Annotated in this window: 21 protein-coding genes and 1 tRNA gene; 10 read left to right on the forward strand and 12 right to left on the reverse strand. The window is 36.5% G+C overall.

Going from position 1 to position 25,291, the window contains the following annotated elements; translation table 11 throughout:
* Nucleotides 1-24 precede the first annotated feature (24 nt).
* Complete coding sequence (locus BT1A1_RS06720) at nt 25-681, forward strand: AGE family epimerase/isomerase (RefSeq protein ID WP_231553307.1); 657 nt, start codon at nt 25-27, stop codon at nt 679-681.
* 543 nt (nt 682-1,224) lie between these two features.
* Here BT1A1_RS06720 and BT1A1_RS06725 read toward each other — a convergent pair.
* Together BT1A1_RS06725 and BT1A1_RS06730 are read right to left on the reverse strand one after the other, a co-directional pair.
* On the reverse strand, nt 1,225-1,686 hold the full coding sequence (locus BT1A1_RS06725) for a hypothetical protein (RefSeq protein WP_034769402.1): 462 nt from the start codon (nt 1,684-1,686) through the stop codon (nt 1,225-1,227).
* Between the two features lie 647 nt (nt 1,687-2,333).
* The gene (locus BT1A1_RS06730) at nt 2,334-2,840 is read right to left on the reverse strand and encodes a nucleotidyltransferase domain-containing protein (RefSeq protein ID WP_034769404.1); all 507 of its coding nucleotides are present in this window, start codon (nt 2,838-2,840) and stop codon (nt 2,334-2,336) included.
* A gap of 297 nt (nt 2,841-3,137) precedes the next feature.
* Between BT1A1_RS06730 and BT1A1_RS06735 the strand changes: the two genes are divergently transcribed.
* Nucleotides 3,138-3,356, forward strand: a complete 219-nt coding sequence (locus BT1A1_RS06735) for a helix-turn-helix transcriptional regulator (RefSeq protein ID WP_034769406.1) — start codon at nt 3,138-3,140, stop codon at nt 3,354-3,356.
* Nucleotides 3,343-3,777: a hypothetical protein gene (locus BT1A1_RS06740; protein ID WP_034769409.1), complete on the forward strand. Its 435-nt coding sequence runs from the start codon at nt 3,343-3,345 to the stop codon at nt 3,775-3,777. The genes BT1A1_RS06735 and BT1A1_RS06740 overlap by 14 nt, the downstream gene beginning before the upstream one ends.
* A 376-nt stretch (nt 3,778-4,153) precedes the next feature.
* Here the strand turns inward: BT1A1_RS06740 and BT1A1_RS06745 are convergent, their stop codons facing one another.
* From BT1A1_RS06745 to BT1A1_RS06775, 5 genes are all read right to left on the reverse strand, one after another.
* Nucleotides 4,154-5,203, reverse strand: coding sequence for an IS30 family transposase (locus BT1A1_RS06745; protein ID WP_034769412.1), 1,050 nt, complete (start codon nt 5,201-5,203; stop codon nt 4,154-4,156).
* A gap of 632 nt (nt 5,204-5,835) precedes the next feature.
* Nucleotides 5,836-5,908 (reverse strand) — tRNA-Val (locus BT1A1_RS06760).
* Nucleotides 5,909-6,221: 313 nt separating this feature from the next.
* Nucleotides 6,222-7,346, reverse strand: a complete 1,125-nt coding sequence (locus BT1A1_RS06765; protein WP_034769415.1) for a GerAB/ArcD/ProY family transporter — start codon at nt 7,344-7,346, stop codon at nt 6,222-6,224.
* A 2-nt stretch (nt 7,347-7,348) separates the two neighbouring features.
* Complete coding sequence (locus tag BT1A1_RS06770; RefSeq protein ID WP_034769416.1) at nt 7,349-8,563, reverse strand: Ger(x)C family spore germination protein; 1,215 nt, start codon at nt 8,561-8,563, stop codon at nt 7,349-7,351.
* Between the two features lie 8 nt (nt 8,564-8,571).
* Nucleotides 8,572-10,182, reverse strand: coding sequence for a spore germination protein (locus tag BT1A1_RS06775; protein WP_034769419.1), 1,611 nt, complete (start codon nt 10,180-10,182; stop codon nt 8,572-8,574).
* A gap of 438 nt (nt 10,183-10,620) precedes the next feature.
* On the opposite strand from BT1A1_RS06775, the gene BT1A1_RS06780 reads away from it, so the two are divergent.
* Nucleotides 10,621-10,881, forward strand: coding sequence for a YczF family membrane protein (locus BT1A1_RS06780; protein ID WP_034769421.1), 261 nt, complete (start codon nt 10,621-10,623; stop codon nt 10,879-10,881).
* Between the two features lie 244 nt (nt 10,882-11,125).
* On the opposite strand, the gene BT1A1_RS06785 is transcribed toward BT1A1_RS06780, so the two are convergent.
* Nucleotides 11,126-11,956 (reverse strand): thermonuclease family protein, encoded by an 831-nt coding sequence (locus BT1A1_RS06785; protein WP_051989047.1) that lies wholly within the window; start codon nt 11,954-11,956, stop codon nt 11,126-11,128.
* 147 nt (nt 11,957-12,103) lie between these two features.
* On the opposite strand from BT1A1_RS06785, the gene BT1A1_RS06790 reads away from it, so the two are divergent.
* Together BT1A1_RS06790 and BT1A1_RS06795 are read left to right on the forward strand one after the other, a co-directional pair.
* Nucleotides 12,104-13,678 (forward strand): peptide chain release factor 3, encoded by a 1,575-nt coding sequence (locus BT1A1_RS06790; protein ID WP_034769425.1) that lies wholly within the window; start codon nt 12,104-12,106, stop codon nt 13,676-13,678.
* 411 nt (nt 13,679-14,089) lie between these two features.
* The gene (locus BT1A1_RS06795; RefSeq protein WP_034769426.1) at nt 14,090-14,893 is read left to right on the forward strand and encodes a TerC family protein; all 804 of its coding nucleotides are present in this window, start codon (nt 14,090-14,092) and stop codon (nt 14,891-14,893) included.
* 132 nt (nt 14,894-15,025) lie between these two features.
* Here BT1A1_RS06795 and BT1A1_RS06800 read toward each other — a convergent pair whose 3' ends face one another.
* Complete coding sequence (locus BT1A1_RS06800; RefSeq protein ID WP_034769427.1) at nt 15,026-15,223, reverse strand: alpha/beta-type small acid-soluble spore protein; 198 nt, start codon at nt 15,221-15,223, stop codon at nt 15,026-15,028.
* 173 nt (nt 15,224-15,396) lie between these two features.
* Here BT1A1_RS06800 and BT1A1_RS06805 point away from each other — a divergent pair, with 173 nt between their 5' ends.
* Both BT1A1_RS06805 and BT1A1_RS06810 read left to right on the forward strand, forming a co-directional pair.
* The gene (locus BT1A1_RS06805) at nt 15,397-16,746 is read left to right on the forward strand and encodes a TrkH family potassium uptake protein (RefSeq protein ID WP_034769428.1); all 1,350 of its coding nucleotides are present in this window, start codon (nt 15,397-15,399) and stop codon (nt 16,744-16,746) included.
* Nucleotides 16,747-16,854: 108 nt separating this feature from the next.
* On the forward strand, nt 16,855-17,694 hold the full coding sequence (locus BT1A1_RS06810) for a C39 family peptidase (RefSeq protein ID WP_081912296.1): 840 nt from the start codon (nt 16,855-16,857) through the stop codon (nt 17,692-17,694).
* A 108-nt stretch (nt 17,695-17,802) separates the two neighbouring features.
* Here the strand turns inward: BT1A1_RS06810 and asnB are convergent, their stop codons facing one another.
* Both asnB and BT1A1_RS06820 read right to left on the reverse strand, forming a co-directional pair.
* Nucleotides 17,803-19,704 carry an asparagine synthase (glutamine-hydrolyzing) gene (gene asnB / locus BT1A1_RS06815; RefSeq protein WP_034769429.1) on the reverse strand — a complete coding sequence of 634 codons (1,902 nt, stop codon included), beginning with the start codon at nt 19,702-19,704 and terminating at the stop codon, nt 17,803-17,805.
* A gap of 215 nt (nt 19,705-19,919) precedes the next feature.
* The gene (locus tag BT1A1_RS06820; protein WP_034769430.1) at nt 19,920-20,942 is read right to left on the reverse strand and encodes an acyltransferase family protein; all 1,023 of its coding nucleotides are present in this window, start codon (nt 20,940-20,942) and stop codon (nt 19,920-19,922) included.
* A gap of 337 nt (nt 20,943-21,279) precedes the next feature.
* Between BT1A1_RS06820 and BT1A1_RS06825 the strand changes: the two genes are divergently transcribed.
* On the forward strand, nt 21,280-21,519 hold the full coding sequence (locus tag BT1A1_RS06825; RefSeq protein WP_051989048.1) for an aspartyl-phosphate phosphatase Spo0E family protein: 240 nt from the start codon (nt 21,280-21,282) through the stop codon (nt 21,517-21,519).
* Nucleotides 21,520-21,671: 152 nt separating this feature from the next.
* Here the strand turns inward: BT1A1_RS06825 and BT1A1_RS06830 are convergent, their stop codons facing one another.
* Complete coding sequence (locus tag BT1A1_RS06830) at nt 21,672-23,813, reverse strand: ATP-dependent Clp protease ATP-binding subunit (protein ID WP_034769431.1); 2,142 nt, start codon at nt 23,811-23,813, stop codon at nt 21,672-21,674.
* A gap of 443 nt (nt 23,814-24,256) precedes the next feature.
* Between BT1A1_RS06830 and BT1A1_RS06835 the strand changes: the two genes are divergently transcribed.
* Nucleotides 24,257-25,270 (forward strand): YkvI family membrane protein, encoded by a 1,014-nt coding sequence (locus BT1A1_RS06835; protein WP_320060684.1) that lies wholly within the window; start codon nt 24,257-24,259, stop codon nt 25,268-25,270.
* The last annotated feature ends 21 nt before the right edge of the window (nt 25,271-25,291 follow it).

The raw sequence follows: 25,291 nt of genomic DNA on the forward strand, positions 1-25,291 counted from the left end.
TAGGCTCGCAACATAAAGTACTTTATGGAAGGAGGGACCGAAGATGGAGCGAAAATTGCCGAATTTTTCATCAGCCAATTTTTTAAAACGCATTTCCTTGATACAGTGAACTTTTATGCACCACGATGTATAGACAAAGTTTTCGGGGGGTATATCAACTGCTTTCTTGATGACGGAACAATTTGTGATTATGAAACGAAACAGCTTGTCGGTCAAGCAAGATTTGTATTTATTTTCAGTGTGGCATCGCTATTGAAGCCTGATCAAGCGTACAGGAAACTGGCGGAGCACGGCATTTCATTCTTGCAGAGTCACCAACGCGATCACAAGCATGGCGGGTATTATTGGAAATTGAAAGGACGGTCCGTATCTAATTCAGCGAAAAGAGCATATGGTCATGCCTTTGTTTTGTTAGCCGCAGCGATGGCAACCAAGGCAGGCATATCATCCGCTGTTCCTATGATTGCTGATACATTTGATATATTAGAACGCTATTTTTGGAGGGAAAAAGAGGGGCTTTATCTTGATGAAATCTCAGCCGACTGGTCCGAAATATCTCCTTATCGCGGACAGAATGCCAATATGCATCTATGTGAAGCGATGATGACGGCATATGAAGCAACCGGGAACAAGCGTTATTTTGAGAGGCTATACAAAGTATATTTGAATTTTCATTTATGATGGACTTTGATTTTGACAAATGTTATACAATTACAAAAAGCATTTGGGAAGAACTAGATCTTGATGAAAAAAAATACATAGAATGAAGATGAATTTATCAAGGGACTAAAATTTTTTCTCAGTCCCTTAAAACTGCTTTTTAATTGGAATGTTGTACATTTTTTTGGATAATCTAATTTCTAATTGAATTTTGTTGCTTTTTGACAGTTGAAAATATAGTATCCTCGAGATCGGATATTTCTTCCCTTACGAAATTAAGTTCTTCATAAAGTTTATGAACGTTATGGAAAGGGCAACCGCTTTAGCGCCGGTTTCATCTTGACCACGAATCGAATAGCCAGTATGATGGGGGTTGTTTCTGTCAGTTGTACTTGCATGAGTTTTGTGTTTATTTTTTTCTTCATTTTGGTCAACACTTTTTCTTCAATGTGCTAATTCTATTTAGGAATCTTCTAACTTCGTTTATATATCCTTCATTATCATTTGTTCAATTGCCTTATACTTGTTTTCTTTATTGTTTTTGTTATAGTTTTTATTGGTTTTTTATCCGATTGAGTTCCAGTTCTTGTTGTGCGGTTTTTTGAAAGGTAGGGCAATATCTGATTCGAGACGGTTAAGAGTATCTTTAAAACGTTGCGTCATCTCTTCACGTGTCCCTTGTTGCCCGGTCTGGATGACTTTAAGTGATGTTTTTGTTTCTGTGCGGAATTCTTTCAGTTCAATTTCAATACCGTTCACTTGTTTAACCAAATCTTTTTGTCCAGCTTCAAAATGGGTAAATTTTCTTACCAAATCTTTTTGTCCAGCTTCAAAATGGGTAAATTGTCTTACTAAATCTTTTTGTCCGGTTTCAAGATCGCCGAAGCGTTGTTCAAGGCCATTAAAGCGTTGTTCAAGACCACTGAATCGTTGTTCAAAGCCACTGAGTCGTTGTTCAAGACCACCAATTCGGTTATTCATATTTTTTAACTCTTCAAATATTTGTTCAAGTAATTTCTCGCTCAATTATATCATCCCCTTCCTCAATTTTACCAATTCATCCCCGTATAGTTCTTCATCTTCCACTAAAAACATTTTTTTCAATTTGTTCAGTTTTAATTACTTGCAGATAAAAGGAACAACAGTTCGTGTTTTTATTATAACAAGGTTAATTGAAAATTGCAACTAAAAAATTCAAAAATAATGGCATGCATCATTCATTAAAATAAGGTACTCTTCAGTACATTATACAATAAATAATCGTGCGGAGGTGGGGGAGAATTAGTAGCAACCAAAAAATTAATGTAGGGATTAGTTGACCCGAATCAAAATTACAATCGATACTGTTAAATTATGGAAATTAGTTAAAAGTGTTATTGTAAACATTCTTTTCTTTCATTACACCAACAAGAAGGGGTTCGTCACCAAAAAGAGCATTGTTTTAAAAAAACAGTATTTAGAGTATTTTCTGCCATGTGATACACATAATATTTACAATAGAATAGGTTTTTTCTTCCTTTAAAAGTTTGTGATTAGCACCCAAAAAGACTTATGGAAAGATTTACGCCAAGTACAGTTATAGCTATATTTATCAATACACAATTTATTGTAATTTAGCGATAGTCTTTTTGGAAAGGGCTTTTTGGGTGGTAACTAGGTACTGAAGACCTAGTTTAGTCATAATTTATAATTCCTTTTAAAAAATCTATCTTTTTAAAATCCTTATTATTGTTTTTGTCTGTTCGATAGCTATCTTTAGATGAAGACTCGTAAACACATAAATATTGCTTGGGATTTAGTAAATAAAATTTTACATCCTCTCTTTGATGTATTTCTAATTCCTCTAGTTGGATTCCTGCAAATTCTGGTAAGGTGTCAATGATACCAAACTCTACCGATAAACCATCTTTAGAGAATTCATGTTCATGTAAATCAATTAATCTATATCCCATGGATGTCATTACGTTCATTATTTCATCCCATTTAAAAATAGACAATTCAGGTGGTACTTCCCATCCCCTTTTATCACCAGGTACGTGAATATCTAAATCTTGTGATTCCCACCAGCTTTTTCCTGTTATAACTTCTAAACCAACTGATCCCATTAACATTGGAATAATATCAAGATCATTTAGTTTTCTTGCAATATTTATAAACTCATTAAACTTATAGTTATTCATTTGTTTCTTCCTCCATTTATCAATATTCCCAAAAATATATGAACAATTGGATTGTATTTTAACATATTTCTCCTATGGAAACTTTTTTATTTTTTGTTTACTTTTCAAGGAATGTACATTCTTATTTTTCAAGCAATGAATTTGGTAAAGTTTTTTTGTAAATAGTGAGGATAAAAAATAAGTTTATTATGCTTTTTTGCAAAAATTTTTTTAAGATGGAAGATATACATTGAAAAATGCAATATATATATTATATAATGGAATATATAAATTACATAGATGGGAGGGTTTTAATTTTTGAAAAACAATCTCAAAGTAGCCCGTGTTCAAGTCAACCTCACGCAACAACAATTAGCTGAAAAGGTAGGTGTTACCCGTCAAACAATTAGCTTGATTGAAAAAGGAAAATATAATCCAACACTAAAATTGTGTCTAGAAATTTGTTATGCGGTTAATAAAACTTTAGATGAAATATTTTGGATAGAAAGGGAAAGTGATAAAATTGCAAAAAATTAGAGATGAACGTTTAAAAATGAAAAACCTGCAAAATATACGGACTGCATATATTCTTCAAACAATTGGAATCCTCGGTATTTTGGCATATGATTGGATAACAAAAGGAATAGAGGGAATGACCAAAAATCCATTATGGTTTGTATTTATTCTTACAGCTGTAATATCGGCATTTTTATCGTTGGATATTAGTGTAGCACATGAAGATTCGGAAAAGTCGCCTAACAAAGGGTTAATCGTCTCACTTGCCGTTTTAGTACTAATTAGCTTTTGTATTGGCTATTTGAACACTTTAGGTGAAGAACTTAATCTTAAAAATGGGTTTATTTTAGGGGGGGTTGTTTTTATTTGTGGACTCATTCCCATTCTATACATTTATTATTTAAGAAAAAAAAGCAACGATGAACATTCAGATGAAGAATAATACAACTGTTCGATATATTTGTTGCAAAGAGTAGCTTTAGGTGGAAGCGAAAGTTCTCTTCAAATCGTATATTAATCAAGTCACAAATAAAAAATGGAGTTCGAAAGTTTTGGAGTTCGTAATCTGTTTTTTAGTTATTTATTTTTCTTAAATTGCAATATTAAATGCAACGCTTTTTGAAATACTTGTTAAACCGTGTTAGATTAAGGATCTAAGCTTTGTTTAGTGTTACTGGGACTATTAAATGGGCAACTTTACATGGAGGGGCAGGCATGATAGCCTTGTAGGCACAGTCAGCTCCCTATCAGCTGGCTTCCTGGCTGGGAATCATGCCTGCTGGAGGCTCCATGTCAAGTTGCTAAAGCCGTTATTCAGATTATAAAGAAGCCAAACGGGAAAGTTCTTCCTGGAAACATTCTTCTGGAGTCTTATAACCCAGAATCCTCCGAGGTAGGCTGTTACACCAGTTTTCTGCATAGGTAATGGTCACATCGGATACAGAAGAAATGGCTTTTCCTTTTGGAATAAAACGTCGAATGAGACCGTTATGTCTCTCGTTTGTCCCTCTTTCACTAGAGCAATAGGGATGTGTGAAATAAACGGTTGTCTTCTCATCTTGGACGGATAGGCTTAGCTCCGCAAATTCAGAACCATTATCTGAGGTAATGGTTTTCAAAATTTGATGAAATGAAGTGCCATATTTATGGCGCAGTTGTTTGATAATGGTATTGATAGCTTGGCTGTTCTTACCGTCAGCTCTGAATATGAGTTCTTTACGAGTTTTACGTTCTGTTAGCGTAAGGAGAACTTCATCCTTTTTGTCTTTTTTGCCAATGACGGTATCGATTTCCCAGTGTCCAAATTCTTGCCGTTGTTCAACTTCTGCTGGTCGTTCTTCAATACTTTGGCCAAGGATACGCTTATTTTTACGTATTCGTTTGGTCTTGGTATTACGTCTCAACTTCATTGGTAAATCGATATTTTTAACAGCGATTAGCCCTTTATCAATGTAGTTATAAATCGTTTTTGTACAAACAATCTGCTCACCGTAAGTAGAATGAAGTTTGGCGTGTCCACAAGCCGCATCAGGAGACCAGTCGTCATCTAAGATTTTCTTTTCAACAAATTGAATAAAATCAATGGCTGAATCTAGTTTTAACTTGGCACCACATGCTTTGCGGTTATTCTCGTATCGTATTTGAGCGGTTTCTGGAAAATAGGCTTTATAGTAGGTCCTGTCTGATTTCATTTGTTGAACCATCCCACGTTTCAACTCACGACAGACGGTGCTTTTATGGCAACCAATGACATCCGCTATTTCTTGTAAAGATTTACCTTCGTTGTGTAGAGCCGCCATTTGACCACGATCAAAGGCAGTTAGATGTTTAAAAGTGCGTTTATTTGTGGTAGACTTAGTTTGAACCATAGATAACCCTCCATATGATTGTGTTTTAAACGACCACTTAATCATAACACGGATTTATCTATGGTTTTTCTTTTTTTTACCGTTGCATTTAATTTTACAACTAACCGTTATTTATTTTTTGCCATTAACAGGATTGTGGATGAAAAATCAACGGCTTTTTTGTTACATTTTGGGTTTTATTGGAAAAAAGGATTTTTGATAAAAGGGGGAAGTTACGTTGATTTTTTGGTACAAGAATAGGTGTATGTCAAAGAACAACGGTATAGGGAGAAAAAATTACTGGAAGATGAATGGCATATTTCTTTGTCTTTTCAAACTTTTTTGGTCTACCACATTATCAATCATATCCAAGAAAAATGTAATTGAAGTAGTGATCCCGACTCGGTTCGAACCAGCGACCCCCACCCTGTCAATGAAAGCTCTTAAGTTGGATGTATTCCAAAATATTTTGAAGAACCATTATTTGTCGGTTATTCTAATCAACTATTTCCGATGTAGAACGGGGTATTTCAGGTTTTCCGAGACATTTTCACCCGCATTTCACCCTAACTTTAGAAAAATGCATAAGAAAGGCAGGAAGGAAGATAAACAAAAAAGACATAAACCCTAATGGAATATGCCTTTTGCTTTAGTGATCCCGACTGGGTTCGAACCAGCGACCCCCACCCTGTCAAGGTGGTGCTCTCCCAGCTGAGCTACGGAATCATAATTTTTCTGTCAATCACATTAAATAATATAATGGAAACAAATAAAAAAGTCAAGGATGTTTTGTTAACTTTTTTTAGTGGAAACATTTTTATCTTGGGGAGAATGGCAGTTTTGAAAGCCTTATTCGTATGAATTTTCCATTTTCTTATATGGTTGGAAAGATGCCTTTGATGAAGAGAAGGGGAGGGCGCACCTTTGATGAAAACAATCTATTCAACAAAAGGAGAAAGTTTGAGAGGCAGGTGTCCGAGTAGTCATTTTATTCGGACACCACCAAGAAAATTATGTTTGAAATGAAAAAAGCTTACCTTTACCCTTCCTTCATGGTTTTACTCATATTCTTTTCCTTTTTACGATTCTTCAAAAAGGCAATTACCAGCAAAATGACGGGTATTCCTATTTGAAATGGAATGTGTATGTGAGGGGGAACAAATTTAAGTCCCTCATTAATATGTTCTTGGTAATTACTTGCGATCGTTTGTGACAAAAACAACACGATTAAACCAAATGGATAGACAATTTTTTTATGATCTTTCAAATGAAATAGATCGGTAGTCGCTATAACAGCTACATAAAAAAAAATAACGATCTTAAAAAACGCTCCAATAAAGGCAGCAAAGATGAAAAAGATATCAAGACGCTCGATAAAGTTTCCAATACTAATATATTGAATCGTTGATAAAAGCGGAAATTGAGTGTTTTCAAATAAAGGAACTGAAAGGACAGCTACGTTAATTGCCGCCGTTATACTCAAATTTATACCGCTAAGTAAAATTGCAAAGGAACCTAAAAAGCGACCGTTTTTTGAATAATTCAAATAAGGGAAAAGGTATGTGAAAGCAATCATTTCACCAAATGGAACAAATGCAGTTTCTAAGATGACCACTCTCAATATTGTCCCCCAGTTATTCCTAAGAACAGGTTTTAAATTTTCCAATTCAATTAAACCTGAAACAAGAATTAGGATCAATCCGGTGATTGCAAATAAATACATTAGGGCAAAATTAATTTCCGCAGTTCGAGCAATCACCTCAATCCCTTTTTTTACGGCGAAAACACAAAGGATAATCATAATCGCATTAACGATAAAAAGTGGTGTCTGCGTATAGGCTACTGCAACTAATAGTTCTCCAAAATCACGAGTGACTCTGGCACATATATAAGTAAAATAAATAATGTAAAAATAGCCGAGGATGCTTCCAAGAAATTTACCAACAATTTTTTTGGAATAAGAAGAAGGAAGTTCATTCGGATAATAGGTGTAAATTTTGTAATTCACATGGTAGAAAAGAATACCGATCAATGATCCGAGTAAAATGGAAAACCATGTATTTTGTTTTGCATTACTACCCAATGAGATGACAAGTGACGTCCCCATTTCAAAAAGTAAAATCATAACAAAAAATTGATAGCTGCTCAGTTTTGCGTTTTCCATGTTTAGTCATTCCCTTTATGCTCATATAAAAATGGTTTTGAAATTAAATACGTTCTCCTTATGAAGGCATTGACTTCTACCTTTACCTCTAAATTTGGGAAAATCTCCTCATTCCAGACATCTTCAACTTTTTTCCAATAATCCTCATCAACGTGGCTTATTTTTTCTCCAAATCCGAATACATCGGCTTTATGTTTTTGAGCAAATTGGATAGAGTTTTCTATTTCTCTCTTAATTTCTTTTCTCAATGCATTTTGTACTTTAATCAGTTCTTCGGCTTTTGAAAGGTCTAGAAATGTGTCAGCTTCTGTAATACCTCCTTCCGCATCAATATGGACGGTAATATGAGGTTTGTTGTTCTTCACATTTGCCGAAACTTTAGATTTAGAAAGATTAATGGTTATGCCAAATGCATCCTTCTTATCTTTCCAGTCAACAGCCATAACTGTTGATTGAATATTGTTTAGTATCCAATTAATCCCTCTGGCAGTTTTTCCCTCCGCCCATGTGATTAATTTGTCTCCTTTAAAAATGCCTATTCCATCAGCATTTAGCGGGGCTAATGGTCGGGAAGATTGAATATTTGCATCTTGCTTTCCCTTTTCTTTGTCTCCTTTAAGGACAAATCCGCTAACCACTGCTTGCTTACTTTTTGAATAAATGGTTGGAACAAGTTCGCCAACAGTAAGATGGATATCTTCTCCCCATCGACTTTCAGAAAATTGGAGCGTCTTATCAATTTTATTTGCCGGAATTTGATCAAGTGGTGTCAATGTTTTTAAAATTTGTTCTGCTGTTGAATCTTTGGCTATTACTATAGTAGCTGTAGGACGAAAATCCGGGTTCCTAATGGAAATGTCGAGTATGTCAGTTAAGCCATCTCTTGCAACTTCCTCACCAATCATTAACACATTGGTATGGGCAAAATATAACTGTCTGGAAACATGCTGGGAGGCCGCTCTGGCAGCTTCTAACAAATTATCTCCTTCGCTTTCATAAATCGTAATGGCAGGACCTGATAATCCGCTTGTTTGTTGGTTGCCGGCTATGTTTTTTGGATTGACAAATTGGAACGTCATATTATAGCGTTTATCTTGCCCGTAATCAATTCCGACTGCAGCGATAATTCCGATATCTGTTAACTCACGGTGATTCCAACAGCCGGCCAGCAATATAGTTATGCATATAAAAGCAAATAAGTTTAAACGTTTTGTCATTCTCTCACCTACGATCCGTTATCTTCTGGTGGACGGGGTTGTTGGTTATCTCCTTGGCGAATAATATTTTTTTGACTAATTAGTTTTGGACGGGATTTCATTTTCCAAAGCGGGATACGAATGATTGTATCGCCCATATTTTTAATCATAAGAGGTGCTAATGGTTCCATATAAGGGACGCCAAAAGAACGTAAACTACATAAATGCAATGTCATCATCATGAGTCCCGTGATAATCCCGTAAAATCCCATTACCGCTGCTAAAGTCATTAATCCAAAGCGAATAACACGGGTTGATATTGCCATTGAAAATGAAGGTGTTGCAAAATTGGCGATGGCTGTTATGGATACCACAATAACCATCGCAGGAGAAACAATTCCTGCCTGAATTGCCGCCTGACCGATAACGAGAGCGCCGACAATGGAAACAGCTTGACCGACCGCTTTTGGTAATCGTACTCCTGCTTCTCGTAAAATTTCAAAAGTTGTTTCCATTAACAAAGCTTCAACATAGGCTGGGAAGGGAACCGCTTCGCGCTGAGCGGCAATAGCTATAATTAGTAAGGTTGGAATCATTTCCTGATGATATGTTGTAACTGCCACATATGTTGCGGGTCCGACAATGGATATAAAAAAAATTAACACACGTAAAAAGCGAAGACCTGTACTAATATCAAAGCGGGCATAATAATCATCTGCAGCTTGAAAAAATTCAATAAACAATGCCGGTACAGTCAGCACAAATGGCGAACCGTTTACGATAATCGCTATTTTCCCTTCCATTAAATTCGCTGCAACGATATCCGGTCTTTCCGTATGATAGACTGTCGGAAATATTGTATAGGTTTTTTCTTCAATCAGTTGCTCTATAAAGCCGGAATCCGGTACTTGGTCGATATCAATTCGTTTTAGTCGTTTCCTTACCTCTTTCACAATCTTTTCGTTGGCAATGCCTTTCATATACATAACGTTGATATCTGTTTTCGTTACTTTACCGATTTGAAAGGACTCAATCCATAAATTGGGATTTTTAATCCGTGAACGTATTAGTGATGTATTTGTCCTCATGGATTCCGTAAATGCTTCTTTCGGACCGCGAAGGGATACTTCATTTTTCGACTCCGAGACTGCTCTTTTTTCTCCACCTCTTGTGCTGGTTGATAGTGCTTTTTCTACACCATCAATAAAGATAATGGTTTCTCCTGATAATAATTTTCCAAATAAATCGTTCCAATCATATACGGAAGTGACATTCGTAATAGGAAGTAATTTTTTTTCAAGATAATCGAAGCTTTTTTCAATAGAAACAGCTTCTTGTAACGAATAATCATTCAGTAACGTATGGATAATCGATTCATTTACGGTTTTGTCATCAATCAATCCGTCAACCATAACCAAGGCAGCTTTAATAGGTGGATCATCCGCTAAATCAATTTGCCTAATAATAATATCTGCACTATTTCCGGTTGTATTAAGGATAGTTTGTAAGTTTTTACTTAAATCGTTATTTAAAAATCGGCTAGAAATATCGCTTGCTTGTCCACTCGTATCTTTTGTGGCCGGTTGATTCTTTTTCTTCTTTTTTTTGGGTTTTGCAAATAATTTTGAGACGAGACCCATCACAAGTTACCTCCTAGATGACAGGACGTTTTATGATTGCGTTTATCCAGTAACAGCCCCACCATAGACTGGGTTTACAAAGAAGATGATTGCTCAATTGCTACAACTAACCATCAGTTGGGATGAAGAAATTCGCCACTTCTCGAAGTTTCACTTTATCCCGCACAAACGGTCACTAATCTTCCTGCTAAGGCTTAATAAATCAAGGATGTAAAGGAGGAGGATAAGTGTCCGTAAGTGCCCGATTGGTTCAACTAACCAGCAGTGGGGATGAAGAACCCCCACTGCTGGAAGTTTCACTTTATTATTTGTAAAAATTGGATGATTATGCAAAAAATATTTTAATGTTGGCGTTTTGCTGCATCTTAAGTGTAGGATAAATTGCGAAAAGAGAGGAATGATAAATCATAAATGCATTCTTAATCGGTTGGTGATGAAATGAAAGAATTAGGTATCGTTTTATTTATTTTTATTTCACTTATTATTTTATCGATAGGTATAGATTTTTTTTTAACGAAGGGTGATTTGCATGAAATAATCATAACTGCTGTAAATCCTTTTCGCGTTATGGATATTCCCGAAATGGTTATTATGATTTTGTTTATTCTACGATATTTTCTCGAAAAAGCAGTAGAGTTGTGGAAAAAGATTAAAAAATATGGGGTAGACGTCGGTAAAGTGAATCGGGAAGGGAACTAGTTGCCTTCTCGATTTTGGCTTCAAGTACAATGACTTATTTTCATCTCGTTACAGCCACAACCAATAAGTAGTGGGGATAAAGCCAAACTGCTGGAAGTTTCACTTTATCCCGCACAAATGGGCAATAATCTTCCTCCTGTAGAATAATAAGCGAAATCAAGATGTAAAAGAGGAAGATAAGTGCCCGATTGGTTCAACTAAATCAGTGGGGATGAAGAAAATCCCCACATCCGGAAGTTTCACTTTATCTTTGTGATTTTCGGTAACCTGCGTTCACAGCTTCCTGTTCCGTACAAAACAATTCCTCGGCTTTTGTTATGTCATAATATTGGCCGCCGGGTACATGATAGATTTTTTCACTTTTTGAGTTAATATTTCCTTTGATTGGATTTTGACAATCTATATTTGTATTAGTTGAAGATTGATTTTCCCCGGTTTCCTCTTGAATAATATACCCATTATCAGTGACATAATCTTCAATCGACCAGATGCCAAGTTTTGCTTCTTGTGCTTTTTTCTGAATCGCATAAAATTCATCAACATAGCGAGTATTTGGCGGAAATACAGCCACTCTTGCCAAGCCTTTTTCTAATAATAATTCATTAAACATTTTACCATCGATATAGACATAGGCTAAAATTCGACCGTACTGATCCCGTTCTTGGACATCCAGTTCCACTTGTACATTTTTTCCTGCTAGCATTTCTTTTGTAAATGCCGAAGCTTCAGGTCCAAATGGTTGGACCGGTTTTGTCGGATGTTTTGTTTCGGGTGTGTCGACAAGAACGAGACGAACCCGTTCTTCCTTTCCGTTTTCAAATTGAATATCCATTGTATCGCCATCGACAACATTCATTACGTTCCCATTAAAACGGTTAACCTGGCTATTATCTACCGAGTCATTTTCAGCACTTTCTGGAGCTTCTTGACTCGGATTTTGTTGATCTTCCTCAATTGCCGTTGTTCCAATATCTGAATTTTGATCAGGTTTTGTAGTCGAGTCTCGGCTGGTGTTCTCTTCTGCACATCCGGCTAATAAGAAGAAGGTGAGGAAGACCAGAATAATTTTTTTCATGTTAAAAAACTCCTTCATATTCTTTCCTTAACATATAATAACATAAAAATCCCCATTGCATTCTTGTGCTTTCAACGGTAATATTTTTTTGTATGAAAATTTTTGTTACGTGAAGAAAAAGTTTTTAGATAGGAAGGAATTATACAAATGGAAAATTTTATAGATGAAGTGAAATCGCGGCGGACGTTTGCTATTATTTCCCACCCGGACGCCGGAAAAACAACGTTGACGGAAAAACTACTTTTATTCGGTGGTGCCATACGGGCGGCAGGGACAGTAAAAGGAAAGAAGACAGGTAAGTATGCAACAAGTGACTGGATGGAAATTGAAAAACAACGGGGAATTTCCGTTACATCCAGTGTTATGCAATTTGATTATCATGGTTTTCGCGTTAATATTTTGGATACCCCCGGGCATGAAGATTTCAGTGAAGATACGTATCGAACCTTGACAGCTGTCGATAGTGCTGTTATGGTTATCGATTCTGCGAAAGGGATTGAGCCGCAAACCATTAAGCTTTTTAAAGTATGTAAAATGCGGGGAATTCCGATTTTTACTTTTATTAACAAATTAGACAGGGTCGGAAAAATGCCGCTGGAATTGATTGCTGAGCTGGAAGAAGTTCTCGAAATTGATGCATATCCAATGAATTGGCCGATCGGAATGGGAAAAGAATTTCTCGGGATTTATGATCGCTTTTATAACCGGATTGAGCAATTTCGGGTTGAAGAAAATGATCGCTTTTTGCCGTTAAATGAAGAGGGTGAATTGGCTGTCGAACATCAATTACAACAATCAGGTTTATACGAACAAGTATTGGAAGAAATTGAGTTGCTGAATGAAGCAGGAAATGAATTTTCAGAGGAAAAAATATTAAATGGAACTTTAACACCGGTATTTTTCGGCAGTGCGCTGACAACTTTTGGTGTACAAACCTTTTTAGAAACTTATTTGAAATTTGCTCCCGAACCGCAGGCAAGACCTTCTGATATCGGCCCTATTGATCCTTTAAAAGAAAGTTTTTCGGGATTTGTTTTTAAAATTCAAGCGAATATGAATCCGGCACACCGCGATCGCATTGCCTTTGTCCGGGTTTGTTCCGGAAAATTTGAACGTGGTATGACCGTAACACTGGCACGAACAGGAAAAACGTTGAAATTATCCCAATCTACGCAATTTTTGGCTGATGACCGTAGTACGGTAGATGAAGCGGTAAGCGGCGATATTATCGGTTTGTATGATACAGGGATATTTCAAATTGGCGATACGATTTTGGAAGGAAAACCAATTTTTCATTTCAATCCGTTACCGCAATTTACACCGGAATTATTTGTTCGGGTTACAGCCAAAAATGTCATGAAGCAAAAGCAATTTCATAAAGGGATTCATCAACTAGTTCAAGAGGGAGCCATCCAATTATTTAAAACAAAATATGAAGAATATATTCTTGGCGCAGTAGGGCAATTACAATTTGAAGTGTTCGAACATCGAATGAAAAATGAATACCATGTCGATGTGAACATGGAACATATTGGTTCGAAAGTTGTTCGTTGGATTGAAGGCGATACGGTTGATGAAAGACTGAACAGTTCTCGAAGTATGCTGGTGAAGGATCGTTATGATCGAAATGTGTTTTTATTTGAAAATGATTTCGCTCTTCGCTGGTTCCAAGATAAGAACCCGGACGTGAAGTTATATAACCCGATGGATGATGAAAAATAAGGGTTCGGTAGACGACAAAAAGCAGCAGTTATTTTTCGCTTGTAACTATTTACAATATGTTGGACGTAGTATGGTAATAGTGAATTTTTATTTAAATGAAAAAATTGTTGCTATCTAACAAAAATCAATTTATAATAAAAACATAAATATCCTTATTCACATTGTAATTAAGAGTGAAAAACATATATACTCTTTCTTGTAAAGGGGAGTAGCGTAAAGGGGAAATCCTGAAACAAAGTCGTCATTTCGTAGCGTAAATGCTTCCGGCTTTGTTGGCATATAAAAGTGCTACGCAAGACCTTTGCTGACTTTTACTTATAAGTTAAAGTTGGCAAAGGTCTTTTTATGTTTCCAAATCTTTTTTTACAGAAAAAAACGATGAAGGTACAAAATATGGATGGAGGGGATTCAATGGATATTTCAATTTTATTAGAATATGGTTGGGTTTTATTGGTACTGATTGGCTTAGAAGGAATTTTGGCAGCAGATAATGCAGTGGTTATGGCTGTTATGGTGAAACATTTACCCGATAAACAACAGAAACGGGCCTTGTTTTACGGTTTGCTGGGTGCTTTTGTTTTTCGCTTTGCCACATTGTTTTTAATCTCTTTTCTCGTTGACGTATGGCAAGTTCAAGCAATCGGTGCGCTTTACTTGTTATACATTATGATTCATCACTATATCAAAAAGCGAAAAGAAACCGATAAAGTGAAAGTAACTGCGGGAAATAAACAAAGCGGATTCTGGGCAACCGTCGCAAAAGTAGAATTGGCAGATATTGCCTTTGCGATCGACTCCATGCTTGCTGCCGTTGCATTGGCGGTAACATTGCGGCCGGTTGGTGACTTTACTATCGGCGGGATCAATGGCGGTCAATTTATGGTTATGTTCATGGGCGGACTGATTGGTCTCATCATTATTCGATTTGCTGCAACATGGTTTGTTAAATTACTCAATCAGTACCCGACTCTTGAGGATGCCGCATTCCTCATCGTTGGTTGGGTAGGTGTGAAATTGGCTGTCCATACGTTGGCGCATCCGGGTGTAGCGATAATAGACGAACATTTTCCGGAATCAGGCCTATGGAAAACGATCTTCTGGGTTGTCTTGCTTGGGATAGCTGTCGGCGGTTATTTCATTTCTAAGAAAAAAGGATCTGTGGCACAAGAAGTGGAGAAACGTAAAACAGAAAAACCTCAACCGAAAGCCGAATAATTGCGTACTTTTTTGAAAACAAAAGAATCAGCTTTTGTTACCATGAATAGGTAAACAGTAGCTACTGATAACATATGAACAAATTGAAAGGCCCATCCGTTTATTGAATGGGCCTTTCTTTTTTTCCAAGTTTTATTCATTTTTGTTAGAAAGTTGTGATTGTGCTTGCTGGACGAGACGTTTCGTGATTTCACCGCCAACAGATCCGTTTGCACGTGATACAGTATTTGCGCCAAGTTGAACTCCAAACTCTTCAGCAATTTCATATTTTACCTGGTCGAGAAATTGCTGAACACCAGGTACTAATAATTTATTTGAGGAACGAGCCATGTTATTCACCACCTTTTTTCCGATTTATTTTTAGTATGGATCGGTTAAGTGGGAACATTTATGGCAAGTTTTGACTACCATTCTTAAGTTAGATAAAATAAGGTGATACATACTGTTTTAAACTGTATAGTTTCCATTATGAACAATAGTTTTTACTTGAAAGGGACTTTTAAATGCGGGAAAAATTTCAAACTTTAATGAACAACTTACGACCTGCCCAAATGATTGTCGGCTATTATATCATCGTCGTTATCATTTCCACACTGTTATTGTGTTTACCGGTGGCTATTAAGAACCATGCACACTGGACGTTTATGGATGCCCTTTTTACGGCTGTCAGTGCTGTAAGTGTAACCGGATTGACTACGGTAAATTTTGCCGAGACGTTTACAACCACCGGACTTTTTATCCTTATTTTTATTTTACAAATTGGCGGTGTCGGTATCATGGCTTTAGGCACCTTTTTCTGGATCGTATTAGGGAAAAAAATCGGGCTAAGGGAACGGCGATTAATCATGACCGACCAGAACCAAATGAATCTATCCGGACTCGTCCGCTTGTTGAAGCAACTGCTTGTCGTCTTTATTATGATTGAATTAATGGGTGCACTTATATTAGGAACATACTATTTGAATTATTACCCAACTTGGCAGGAAGCATACTTGCATGGATTATTTTCTTCGGTCACGGCTACAACGAATGCTGGATTTGATATTACCGGATCTTCATTAATTCCTTTTGCCAACGATTATTTTGTTCAATTTATCCATATGGTTTTAATTACTTTAGGTGCCATTGGATTTCCGGTTTTAATCGAAGTTGTGAATTACTTTAAAAAGAGGAAAGAGACCTTTCATTTTACTTTGTATACAAAAATCGCAACACTTATGTATTTAATCTTGGTTCTATTCGGGGGTCTCGGCTTTTTATTGTTTGAGTGGAATCATTTTTTACATGATAAAATCTGGCATGAATCATTGTTTTATGCGTTTTTTCAATCGGTATCAACAAGAAGCGGTGGGCTTGTAACACTTGACCTTACGGATTTGTCGGATGCCACTTTAATGTTATTGAGTTGTTTAATGTTTATTGGTGCTTCTCCCAGTTCGGTTGGTGGCGGTATTCGTACAACGACGTTTGCCATCATTATTTTATTTCTTTATCATTATTCCCGAGGAAATCAAGCAATAAAAATATTTAAAAGGGAAATTCATGAAGGGGATGTTGTAAAAGCTTTTGTTGTATCCATTTTTGCTGTAATGGTTTGCTTTGGTTCAGTTGTCTTATTATGCTTTACTGAAGATGTTCCGGTAATCACCCTAATATTTGAAGTTTGTTCGGCTTTTGGAACTTCCGGTATGTCGCTAGGGATTACCGCTGAGTTATCGAACATTGGAAAAATTATCATTATGTTGCTTATGTTTATTGGTCGTGTCGGTATTTTGACATTTTTATTAATGATTGGTGGGAAGGAGAAAAAAGAAAATTTCCATTATCCGAAAGAACGGGTGATTATTGGCTGATTTAATCGTGTGACTGATAAATACCGGTTCCATTAGACCATGAAATTTATGGCTGGATGTAGACGTGTGACCGAGTATATGAAAATAGATAGGCGCTTGGAGGATATCATGCTACTTCTATTATTATTAATTTTACTGTTCGTTTGTCAATTTTTTTTAAGGACAAAAAAGGGGATACTCTTGGGATTTAGTCTTCTCCTCGTAGTCTTTTCGCTTTTTCTAATAAATTTTGTCAAGGATGGAAAATTTGAGTATATTGCTAATGCAATTGGAATCAACAATAGTCAAAATCAAAGAGAAGAGGAAGTATTGAATGAGTTTTCCATTGTAAAAATAAAGGGATCAGTCATTATTGATGCACCTTTGATTAAGCAATACCCGGAACTTCCAAGAGGATGTGAAGTAACAAGTTTGGCTATGTTGCTTCAATTTGCCGGTGAAAATGTTGATAAAATGACGCTGGCGAATGAGGTGAAAAAGGATCCGACCCCTTATTCCGTCTCAGGAGGAAAGGTGTATTTCGGAAATCCACATGATGGTTTTGTTGGCGATATGTATAACTTACAAAATCCGGGTCTCGGTGTTTTTCATGAGCCGATCCGAGAGTTGGCGGAACAGTATTTACCGGGGAGAATTATCGATATGACCGGTTCCGACTTTGAAAAATTAAAGATTCCGTTATCCGCAGAACAACCGGTTTGGGTCATTATAAATACCGCTTATCAAAAAATTTCCGAGGATCTGTTTCAAACATGGGAAACGCCATCAGGTGCGGTAAAGGTGACGAGTAAAGAGCATTCCGTCTTAGTCACAGGATATGATGATCAATTTATTTATTTTAATGATCCATTGACAGGGATTAAAAATAAAACAGCACCCATCCAAGATTTCAAAGAGGCATGGGTGCAAATGGGAAGTCAGGCAATAACCATATTACCGTTTGAATAAGTATTTGAAAAAAGAACATGTGAATTAACTTTCCTATGCTTTATCTATCCAAAAAGGCAGTAACAAGATGGATGATTCCTGTTACTGCCTTGTCTTTTGTCGTGGACATTAATTCGCTTTTACCGGACTTTTTTCACGTAAGACTTCCTGTTCAAAGGAATATTTTTTTTCAATATAAATTTGGTGCCAAAGCATAAACATTAAAACAGTCCAGATTTTCCGGCTGTAATCGCCTTTTCCCGCACAATGGGCATCCAGTAAATCGAGCACATACTTTTTGTTAATTAAATGATCTGTATCACTTTCCTTAATTAAATTTTTTGCCCAATCGTTCATTTCATTTTTTAACCAATGGCGGATTGGAACAGGAAAGCCAAGTTTTTTTCGATCTAAGACATGGTCAGGAACAATCCCTTCAACTGCCTTCCGTAAAATATATTTTGTTGTTCCGTTGGCTGTTTTTAAGCTTGATGGGATTCTTGAAGCGACCTCAAAAACAGCTTTATCCATAAATGGGACGCGTAATTCCAATGAATGGGCCATCGTCGTTTTATCCGCTTTTAACAAAATATCGCCGCGAAGCCATGTATGGATATCAATATGTTGCATTCGTTCTACCGGGTCGTTACCTTTATTTTCTTCATATAAAGGGCGTGTGATATCAAGATAATTAATATTTGGATTGTACACATTGAGCAGACTCCGCTTTTCTTTTTCAGTGAACATTTTTGCATTACCGATATACCGATCTTCCATCGGTGTTACACCGCGTTCAATAAAGCTCTTCCCACGCATCCCCTCAGGCATGATTTGTGCAATTAATTTTAAAAATGATTTTAAAAATCCGGGCATTCGGTTAAACACCCTCAGCGATTGTGGCTCACGGTATATATTATAACCCCCGAACAATTCATCAGAACCTTCTCCGGAAAGGACAACAGTCACATATTTACTTGCTTCCCTGGCGACAAAATAAAGCGGTACACAAGCCGGGTCTGCTAACGGGTCATCCATATGCCACATAATTTTCGGTAACTCTTTCATATATTCTTCCGGTGTAATAACATAGCTAATATTTTCAACACCGATTTTTTCCGCCGTTTCTTTTGCTACATCGATTTCACTGTACCCTTCCCGTTCAAAGCCAACCGAGAATGTTTGGATGGATGGGTGAAATTCCTTTGCGATGGAAGCGATGATTGACGAGTCAATCCCACCGGAAAGGAAGGAACCGACCGGAACATCGCTTCTCATGTGTAAACGGACCGAATCATATAATACTTCACGTATTTCTTTGATCCATTCATCCTCCGATTTATGTACCGGGTGGAATGAAGCATGCCAGTATTGTTTCATATCGATCGGTTCGCCAATTTTTTTTGTAAAATAATGGCCGGGTTCCAGTTTTTTTATCCCGTCATGCATGGAGAGTGGTTCCGGTACGAATTGATAAGTGAAATAATGTTGCAATGCTTCAAAATTTAATACATCATTTTCAAGTGCCATTAGAATACTTTTCTTTTCAGAACCGAAAAACATCCGGTCACCGTCCAAACAATAGAAAAACGGTTTAATTCCAAACGGATCTCTTGCACCAAATAATGTTTTTTCTTGTTTATCCCATATGACAAATGAAAACATGCCGCGAAGTTTTTTTACGGCCTTTTCTTTCTCCAGACTGTATAGAGCAATCACCACTTCAGTATCTGTTTCTGTTTCAAAAGAGAGTCCTTGCTTAATTAAATCATCTCTAATTTCAATATAGTTGTAAACTTCGCCGTTAAAAATAATCCAGTATCGCTCATTTTCATAGGAGAGCGGCTGGTGTCCATTATCGAGATCTATGATACTTAATCGCCGAAACCCGAATTGAACATGTTCATCATAAAAGAAACCTTCATCATTGGGACCGCGATGGGTAATGATATCGTTCATTTTTTTAAACTGATTGATTTGTTCGTTGCTGTAACTCTGTGCCTCTTCATGGACACAGCCAATAAAACCACACATAACAAATTTCACCTGCTTCAAAAAGATTTACATCATTGATTAGATGGATTAACCAAAGTTCACTAAAAAATCCACTCCCTTATACTAGCATAAATCTTTTTTGCTTGCTAGGTATGATTACCACTATTACTCGTGTGTCAAACACTCACTTGAAGATTTTAGTCAATGAGAAAGCAGCATAGAAGAGTAAGCTGCATGTATTCCTTATAAATCAACTATGAAAATAATCTTCTGTTAAATTGTTTAAACAAGGAAAACCAATTTGCTAATTTAAATTCAATAATCGGTTGGGTCAGGACACGCACGAATTTACTCGACAACAGTAAAGTCAAACTGAGAGCGAAAACTGCTAAAATCCAAACGGAATGATTTTTAGCAATCCACTTTTCCCAATTTGAACCACGAAAATATTTAATAATAAAACCGTGTAATAAATAGATATACAACGTGTATTTTCCAATTTTTGTAAAGAAATAATGCTGTCTTGGAACGAATGCCCAAAAGCTAAATAAGGTAATTAAACTGACTCCATAAATGAACAGTCTTTGCAACCATGCGAAAGTCATATCTGTCTCAAAATGATTGTATGGCTTAGAACCGAATAACCATTCAAAATCCATTAAAGGAAACAGATAGAAAAGGACAAACACCGAAGTTATAATAATAGTAGCAGAACTTATAGCGACTTTCGATTTTAACCAATAAAAATGTTTCCGTTTTAAATAATAACCGAGCAGAAAGAACGGGAAGAAGACAAAAGTTCTGGAAAGGCTCAAATACTCATCAATAAAATCAATATATCCAATCAAAATTCCAATGATTATAGAAAGGATAAACCCAAAAGGCTGATTCATTTTTGCAAATAATAGCAATAACAAATGCCAGCAAAATAAACTAACTAAAAACCATAAAGACCATTCAGGATTAAATATATTAATGGATAAGCTTTTCTCACTAAGTAAGAAATAATAGTATACCGAATAAATAATTTGAAAAATCAAGTATGGAACGAGCAATTTTTTGACTAATTTCGTGAAATATCCTTTTTCAAAATATCCTTTGGCAAAATAGCCGGATACCAATATAAAAGCCGGCATGTGAAAGGAATAGATTGTTTTATACAGGGCATATAAAATTTCATTATCTTCAATATAGGAACGAATTAAATGGCCAAACACAACAAAGAAAATTAACAGGAACTTTCCATTATCAAAATAATAATCACGCTGTTTACTCAATGGAAAAACCTCCTATTTTTATTTTAATAACTGTTCTTGAGGCGGTTTAAGAAATAACTAATAATATATTATACATTCATTATTTGCCGATATAAATTATAAGTAGGTTACTATTTCTATAAAATTCAATCCTGCTTGTAAAAGGAATTTAACATTCTATATTGTCTGGAAATATAGTGACACTAAATTAATGGGGATGTAATCTCAATAAATAAGGTGAAAAGGGAATATTTTGTCTATTTTTGCCGATTCTCTTTACATTATGTAATAATTTTGGTTAAATGTCATAGGAACAAAATTTTATTGGATGAGAGGATAAAGTAGGAGGATTACAAAAGTGGATGAAGAAATGACCAAAAGAGAAATGGAAGAACAGATTAAGAAAAAACGTGAACAAATGATTGAAATAGCTAAACAATATGGCTTTACCAATGAAAAGACGTTAAAGTCTAGCCAAGAACTAGACAATTTACTAAATAAATATCAACGTTTTTTTCGAATTCCTAAGATCAGGGAGTACCCCACCGCTAGTTTTAGTATAAATGCCCACCCTGATCTTTCTTCCCTAACAGCATAGGAAGAACGGAAATTAATTCATAACAACTCCATTCTCTCGACTAGCGGGTGTTTTCATAAATACCCTATATTCTGGGACATTAGCATGATTGACAAAAAAAGGGGATTCTTCATAAAAAAGGTATGGAATCAATAACGATTCCATACCTTTTTTTACTCAGCATTTATAACGATTTTGCCATTTTCAAGTGTTGCCTTCAAATGGTGTACGTCCGGTTCATCGAGAATGAAATCGGCAATTTTATCTTCCAATTGCTCTTGAATGGTCCGACGTAATGGCCGTGCACCGAAAGAAGGGTTGTAGCCAAGGTCAACCAGTTTTTCTTTCACTTCCTGACTAACAGTAATTGTTTTATTATCTTCTTTTAATTGATTTACAACTTCAGCTAACATTAAATCGACAATTTGTAACAAATCTTCTTTTGATAATGAATGGAATCGAACAATGGAATCAAACCGATTTAGAAATTCCGGTTTGAAGTAATCACGTAATTGTTCAACTACTGATGATTCATCCGTTTGATCGGATATACCGAAACCGACGCGAATATCCTTTATATGTTGACCTGCATTACTTGTCATAATAATAACCGTGTTATTAAAGCTTACGGTTCTACCTTGGCTGTCTGTTAAACGCCCGTCATCCAAAATTTGCAGGAACATGTGTAAAACATCCGGATGTGCTTTTTCGATTTCATCCAATAATATTAAGCTATACGGATTTCTCCGGACTTTTTCCGTTAATTGACCTGCTTCTTCATGACCAACATAGCCAGGCGGTGAACCGATTAATTTAGAGACGCTGTGTTTTTCCATATATTCACTCATGTCCAAGCGAATCATTGCGTCTTTTGTACCAAATAATTCTTCGGCAAGGGTTTTGGCCAATTCAGTTTTCCCAACACCGGTAGGACCGATAAAGAGGAACGAACCGATTGGACGGTTTTTTGCTTTTAATCCGGCCCGACTGCGGCGAATGGCTTTAGCTACTTGACGAACCGCATCGGCCTGACCAATTACTTTTGCAGCTAAGTTTTCTTCAATATGTTTTAATTTTTGTTGTTCATCGGCTTGGATTTTGCCAACCGGGATACCGGTTTTTTCCTCAACAATTTGTTGAATCAAATCAACATTGATAATTGGTGTAGCTGCATCTTTTGCTTGGCTGCCCTGATTTTCCAGTGTTTGTTCTTCATCACGTAATTTTGCAGCCAGTTCATAGTTTTCAGCTTGTAGGGCTTGTTGTTTTTCTTCGGCAATTTGTTTTAAGCGTTCTTCAATATAAGCCGGTGTTAATGTTTTTGATTCGAGATTCAATTTAGAACCGGCTTCGTCAAGTAAGTCAATCGCTTTGTCCGGTAAGTAGCGGTCTTGAATATAGCGATGAGACAAGTTGACACAAGCACGAACGGCTTCGTCAGAGTATTTTACTTGATGATATTCTTCATACTTCGGTTTCAATCCCATCAATATTGTAATTGTTTCATCGACTGAAGGTTCATGAACTTGAACCGGTTGAAAACGCCGTTCCAAAGCTGCATCTTTTTCAATTTGACGATACTCTTTCAAGGTTGTTGCACCAATTAATTGCAGTTCACCTCTGGAAAGAGCTGGTTTTAAAATATTTCCTGCATCCATGGAACCTTCCGCAGAACCGGCACCGACAATCAAATGAATTTCGTCGATAAACAGAATCACTTCCGGTCGATTTTGTACTTCGGCAATTAATTGTTTCATTCGTTCTTCAAATTGTCCGCGTATACCGGTGTTGGCAACGAGGGATGCGACATCGAGCAGGTAAACTTGTTTTCCCCGAAGTTTCATCGGAACATCGCCTGCAACAATTTTTAAGGCTAAACCTTCTACAACTGCTGTTTTACCAACGCCAGGTTCTCCGATTAACACCGGGTTATTTTTGTTACGACGGTTCAAAATTTCAATTACTTTTTTAATTTCTTCATCCCGACCAATAACCGGGTCAATTTTGCCATTTTCTGCCTCAAGATTTAAGTTTTTTCCATATTGATCAAGGAAGCCACCACGACCGCCGGATGTTTGCCGAGTTAGCGTTTTTACCCCATTTTGACCATCAATTGGGCTGCCAAACGGAACAAAACCTCCAAACATTTGTGAAAACGGGTTTGCATTTCCCATGAAATTTTTCAAAGAAGAATTTAATTTTTCTTGTTCCTCTTGATAGCATTTTTGACATAAAGCATATTCAGTTTGTTTTCCATTTACGTAAAATTGTAAATGAATGTTTGCCTCATTTTTATGACATTTTTGACATAACATCGTGCAAACCTCCTTACTAAAAGAATTATCTATTTTTATTTAGCTAATAGGAAAGTATAAATTTTTCAATTTCTACTTTCCTAACGCATAAGTGCACTGAAAGACTTCGGTAGCATTACCTCGCAAGCGAAAATGTTTTTTCGCTGAACTACGGCTCTGCTCTCACCTAAAGGCTCGGCAGTCGCCGAGTTTTCTTTATGAAGTATATAACCTGTCAGTTGTTTGACTTTGACTATCCTTGACCTTCTGACTATATTATACTTTGACCATCTTTGACTTTCAAGTATTTTGCCATAAAAATTTTAAATAAACAGTGAAAAGTTTGTATCGTTCTTTCTTGTCAGATACAAGTACTTCGATGGATGAAATACCTATTTGTGAAATATTTCGTACCGTTCTTTCCTTGTCCTCCTTGGCATAAGATGAAGGGAGGGGGGAGTTTGGTGAGTTGGAAAAAGTCTTTTCAATTGGCCTTTATCTATGTAGGAACGATTGTTGGGGCAGGATTTGCAACCGGTAAAGAAATTGTTGAGTTCTTCTCCCAATATGGTTTTATGGGTTTGATTGGTATCTGTATTTCCGGCCTTTGTTTTATCGGTTTTGGTGTAAAAATCATGTTATTGGCGATCGAATTGCAGGCGAGGAGTTTTCAACAATTAAATGTACATATTTTTGGACCATATTTCGCACCGGTGATTAATCTTATCATGTTTGTCATGTTAGTAGGGGTAACATCTGTCATGTTAAGCGGGGCGGGAAGTGTGTTTCAGGAACAATTGCATTTACCTAAAATGGCTGGAATCCTTATTACCATCATTTTTACGTTAATTGTACTTTTGATTGGGACAAGGGGGCTGGTTTGGGTTAATACGCTTGTCGTTCCTGTTTTAATATTATTTAGTTTTCTGTTAGCGTATCTTGCTTTCCATTTACCTGACTTTATGGGAAATGTTGCAAAAGGATTTCATTTTACATGGGGGGCAATTATTGATAGTTTTGCTTATGCTGCATTTAATATTTCCTTGGCAACAGCTGTACTTGTACCGGCTGCCACCGAAATCGGTGATAAGAAGACTGTGAAAAGGGGGGGAGTGATCGGTGGACTAGCCTTGACATTGATTTTGATCTCAAGTCACGTCACCCTGGTTCAGCTTCCATCTTTAACCGAATTTCAAATTCCAATGGCTGTCATGGTGAACACCCTGGCCACATCATTCCATTTCCTATTTATCATTGTCATTTACGGGGAGATTTTTACATCGGTTGTCGGCAATTTATATGGTTTAGAGCGGTTTGTGAAAAGGAAAATACCGGGGAATACATTAACAATTGGAATGGCCATTCTTTCCGTTGCATTTGCCATCAGCATGGTGGACTACGGAACTTTGCTGTCTTTTTTATATCCTTTATTTGGTTATATCAGTCTAGTTTTTCTTTTATTATTAATTATACGATAATACCAAAAAGGTGTCCCGGTT

The organism is Caldibacillus thermoamylovorans, from assembly GCF_000751775.1.
In the GTDB taxonomy this organism is placed as follows: Bacteria; Bacillota; Bacilli; order Bacillales; family Caldibacillaceae; genus Caldifermentibacillus; species Caldifermentibacillus hisashii.

Excerpts from the sequence above, each read along its gene's own strand:
- BT1A1_RS06720 (WP_231553307.1), top strand. The coding sequence starts at position 25 with ATGGAAGGAGGGACCGAAGATGGAGCGAAAATTGCCGAATTTTTCATC.
- BT1A1_RS06730 (WP_034769404.1), bottom strand. The coding sequence starts at position 2,840 with ATGAATAACTATAAGTTTAATGAGTTTATAAATATTGCAAGAAAACTA.
- BT1A1_RS06745 (WP_034769412.1), bottom strand. The coding sequence starts at position 5,203 with ATGGTTCAAACTAAGTCTACCACAAATAAACGCACTTTTAAACATCTA.
- BT1A1_RS06765 (WP_034769415.1), bottom strand. The coding sequence starts at position 7,346 with ATGGAAAACGCAAAACTGAGCAGCTATCAATTTTTTGTTATGATTTTA.
- BT1A1_RS06770 (WP_034769416.1), bottom strand. The coding sequence starts at position 8,563 with ATGACAAAACGTTTAAACTTATTTGCTTTTATATGCATAACTATATTG.
- BT1A1_RS06775 (WP_034769419.1), bottom strand. The coding sequence starts at position 10,182 with ATGGGTCTCGTCTCAAAATTATTTGCAAAACCCAAAAAAAAGAAGAAA.
- BT1A1_RS06780 (WP_034769421.1), top strand. The coding sequence starts at position 10,621 with ATGAAAGAATTAGGTATCGTTTTATTTATTTTTATTTCACTTATTATT.
- BT1A1_RS06785 (WP_051989047.1), bottom strand. The coding sequence starts at position 11,956 with ATGAAAAAAATTATTCTGGTCTTCCTCACCTTCTTCTTATTAGCCGGA.
- BT1A1_RS06790 (WP_034769425.1), top strand. The coding sequence starts at position 12,104 with ATGGAAAATTTTATAGATGAAGTGAAATCGCGGCGGACGTTTGCTATT.
- BT1A1_RS06795 (WP_034769426.1), top strand. The coding sequence starts at position 14,090 with ATGGATATTTCAATTTTATTAGAATATGGTTGGGTTTTATTGGTACTG.
- BT1A1_RS06800 (WP_034769427.1), bottom strand. The coding sequence starts at position 15,223 with ATGGCTCGTTCCTCAAATAAATTATTAGTACCTGGTGTTCAGCAATTT.
- BT1A1_RS06805 (WP_034769428.1), top strand. The coding sequence starts at position 15,397 with ATGCGGGAAAAATTTCAAACTTTAATGAACAACTTACGACCTGCCCAA.
- BT1A1_RS06810 (WP_081912296.1), top strand. The coding sequence starts at position 16,855 with ATGCTACTTCTATTATTATTAATTTTACTGTTCGTTTGTCAATTTTTT.
- asnB (WP_034769429.1), bottom strand. The coding sequence starts at position 19,704 with ATGTGTGGTTTTATTGGCTGTGTCCATGAAGAGGCACAGAGTTACAGC.
- BT1A1_RS06830 (WP_034769431.1), bottom strand. The coding sequence starts at position 23,813 with ATGTTATGTCAAAAATGTCATAAAAATGAGGCAAACATTCATTTACAA.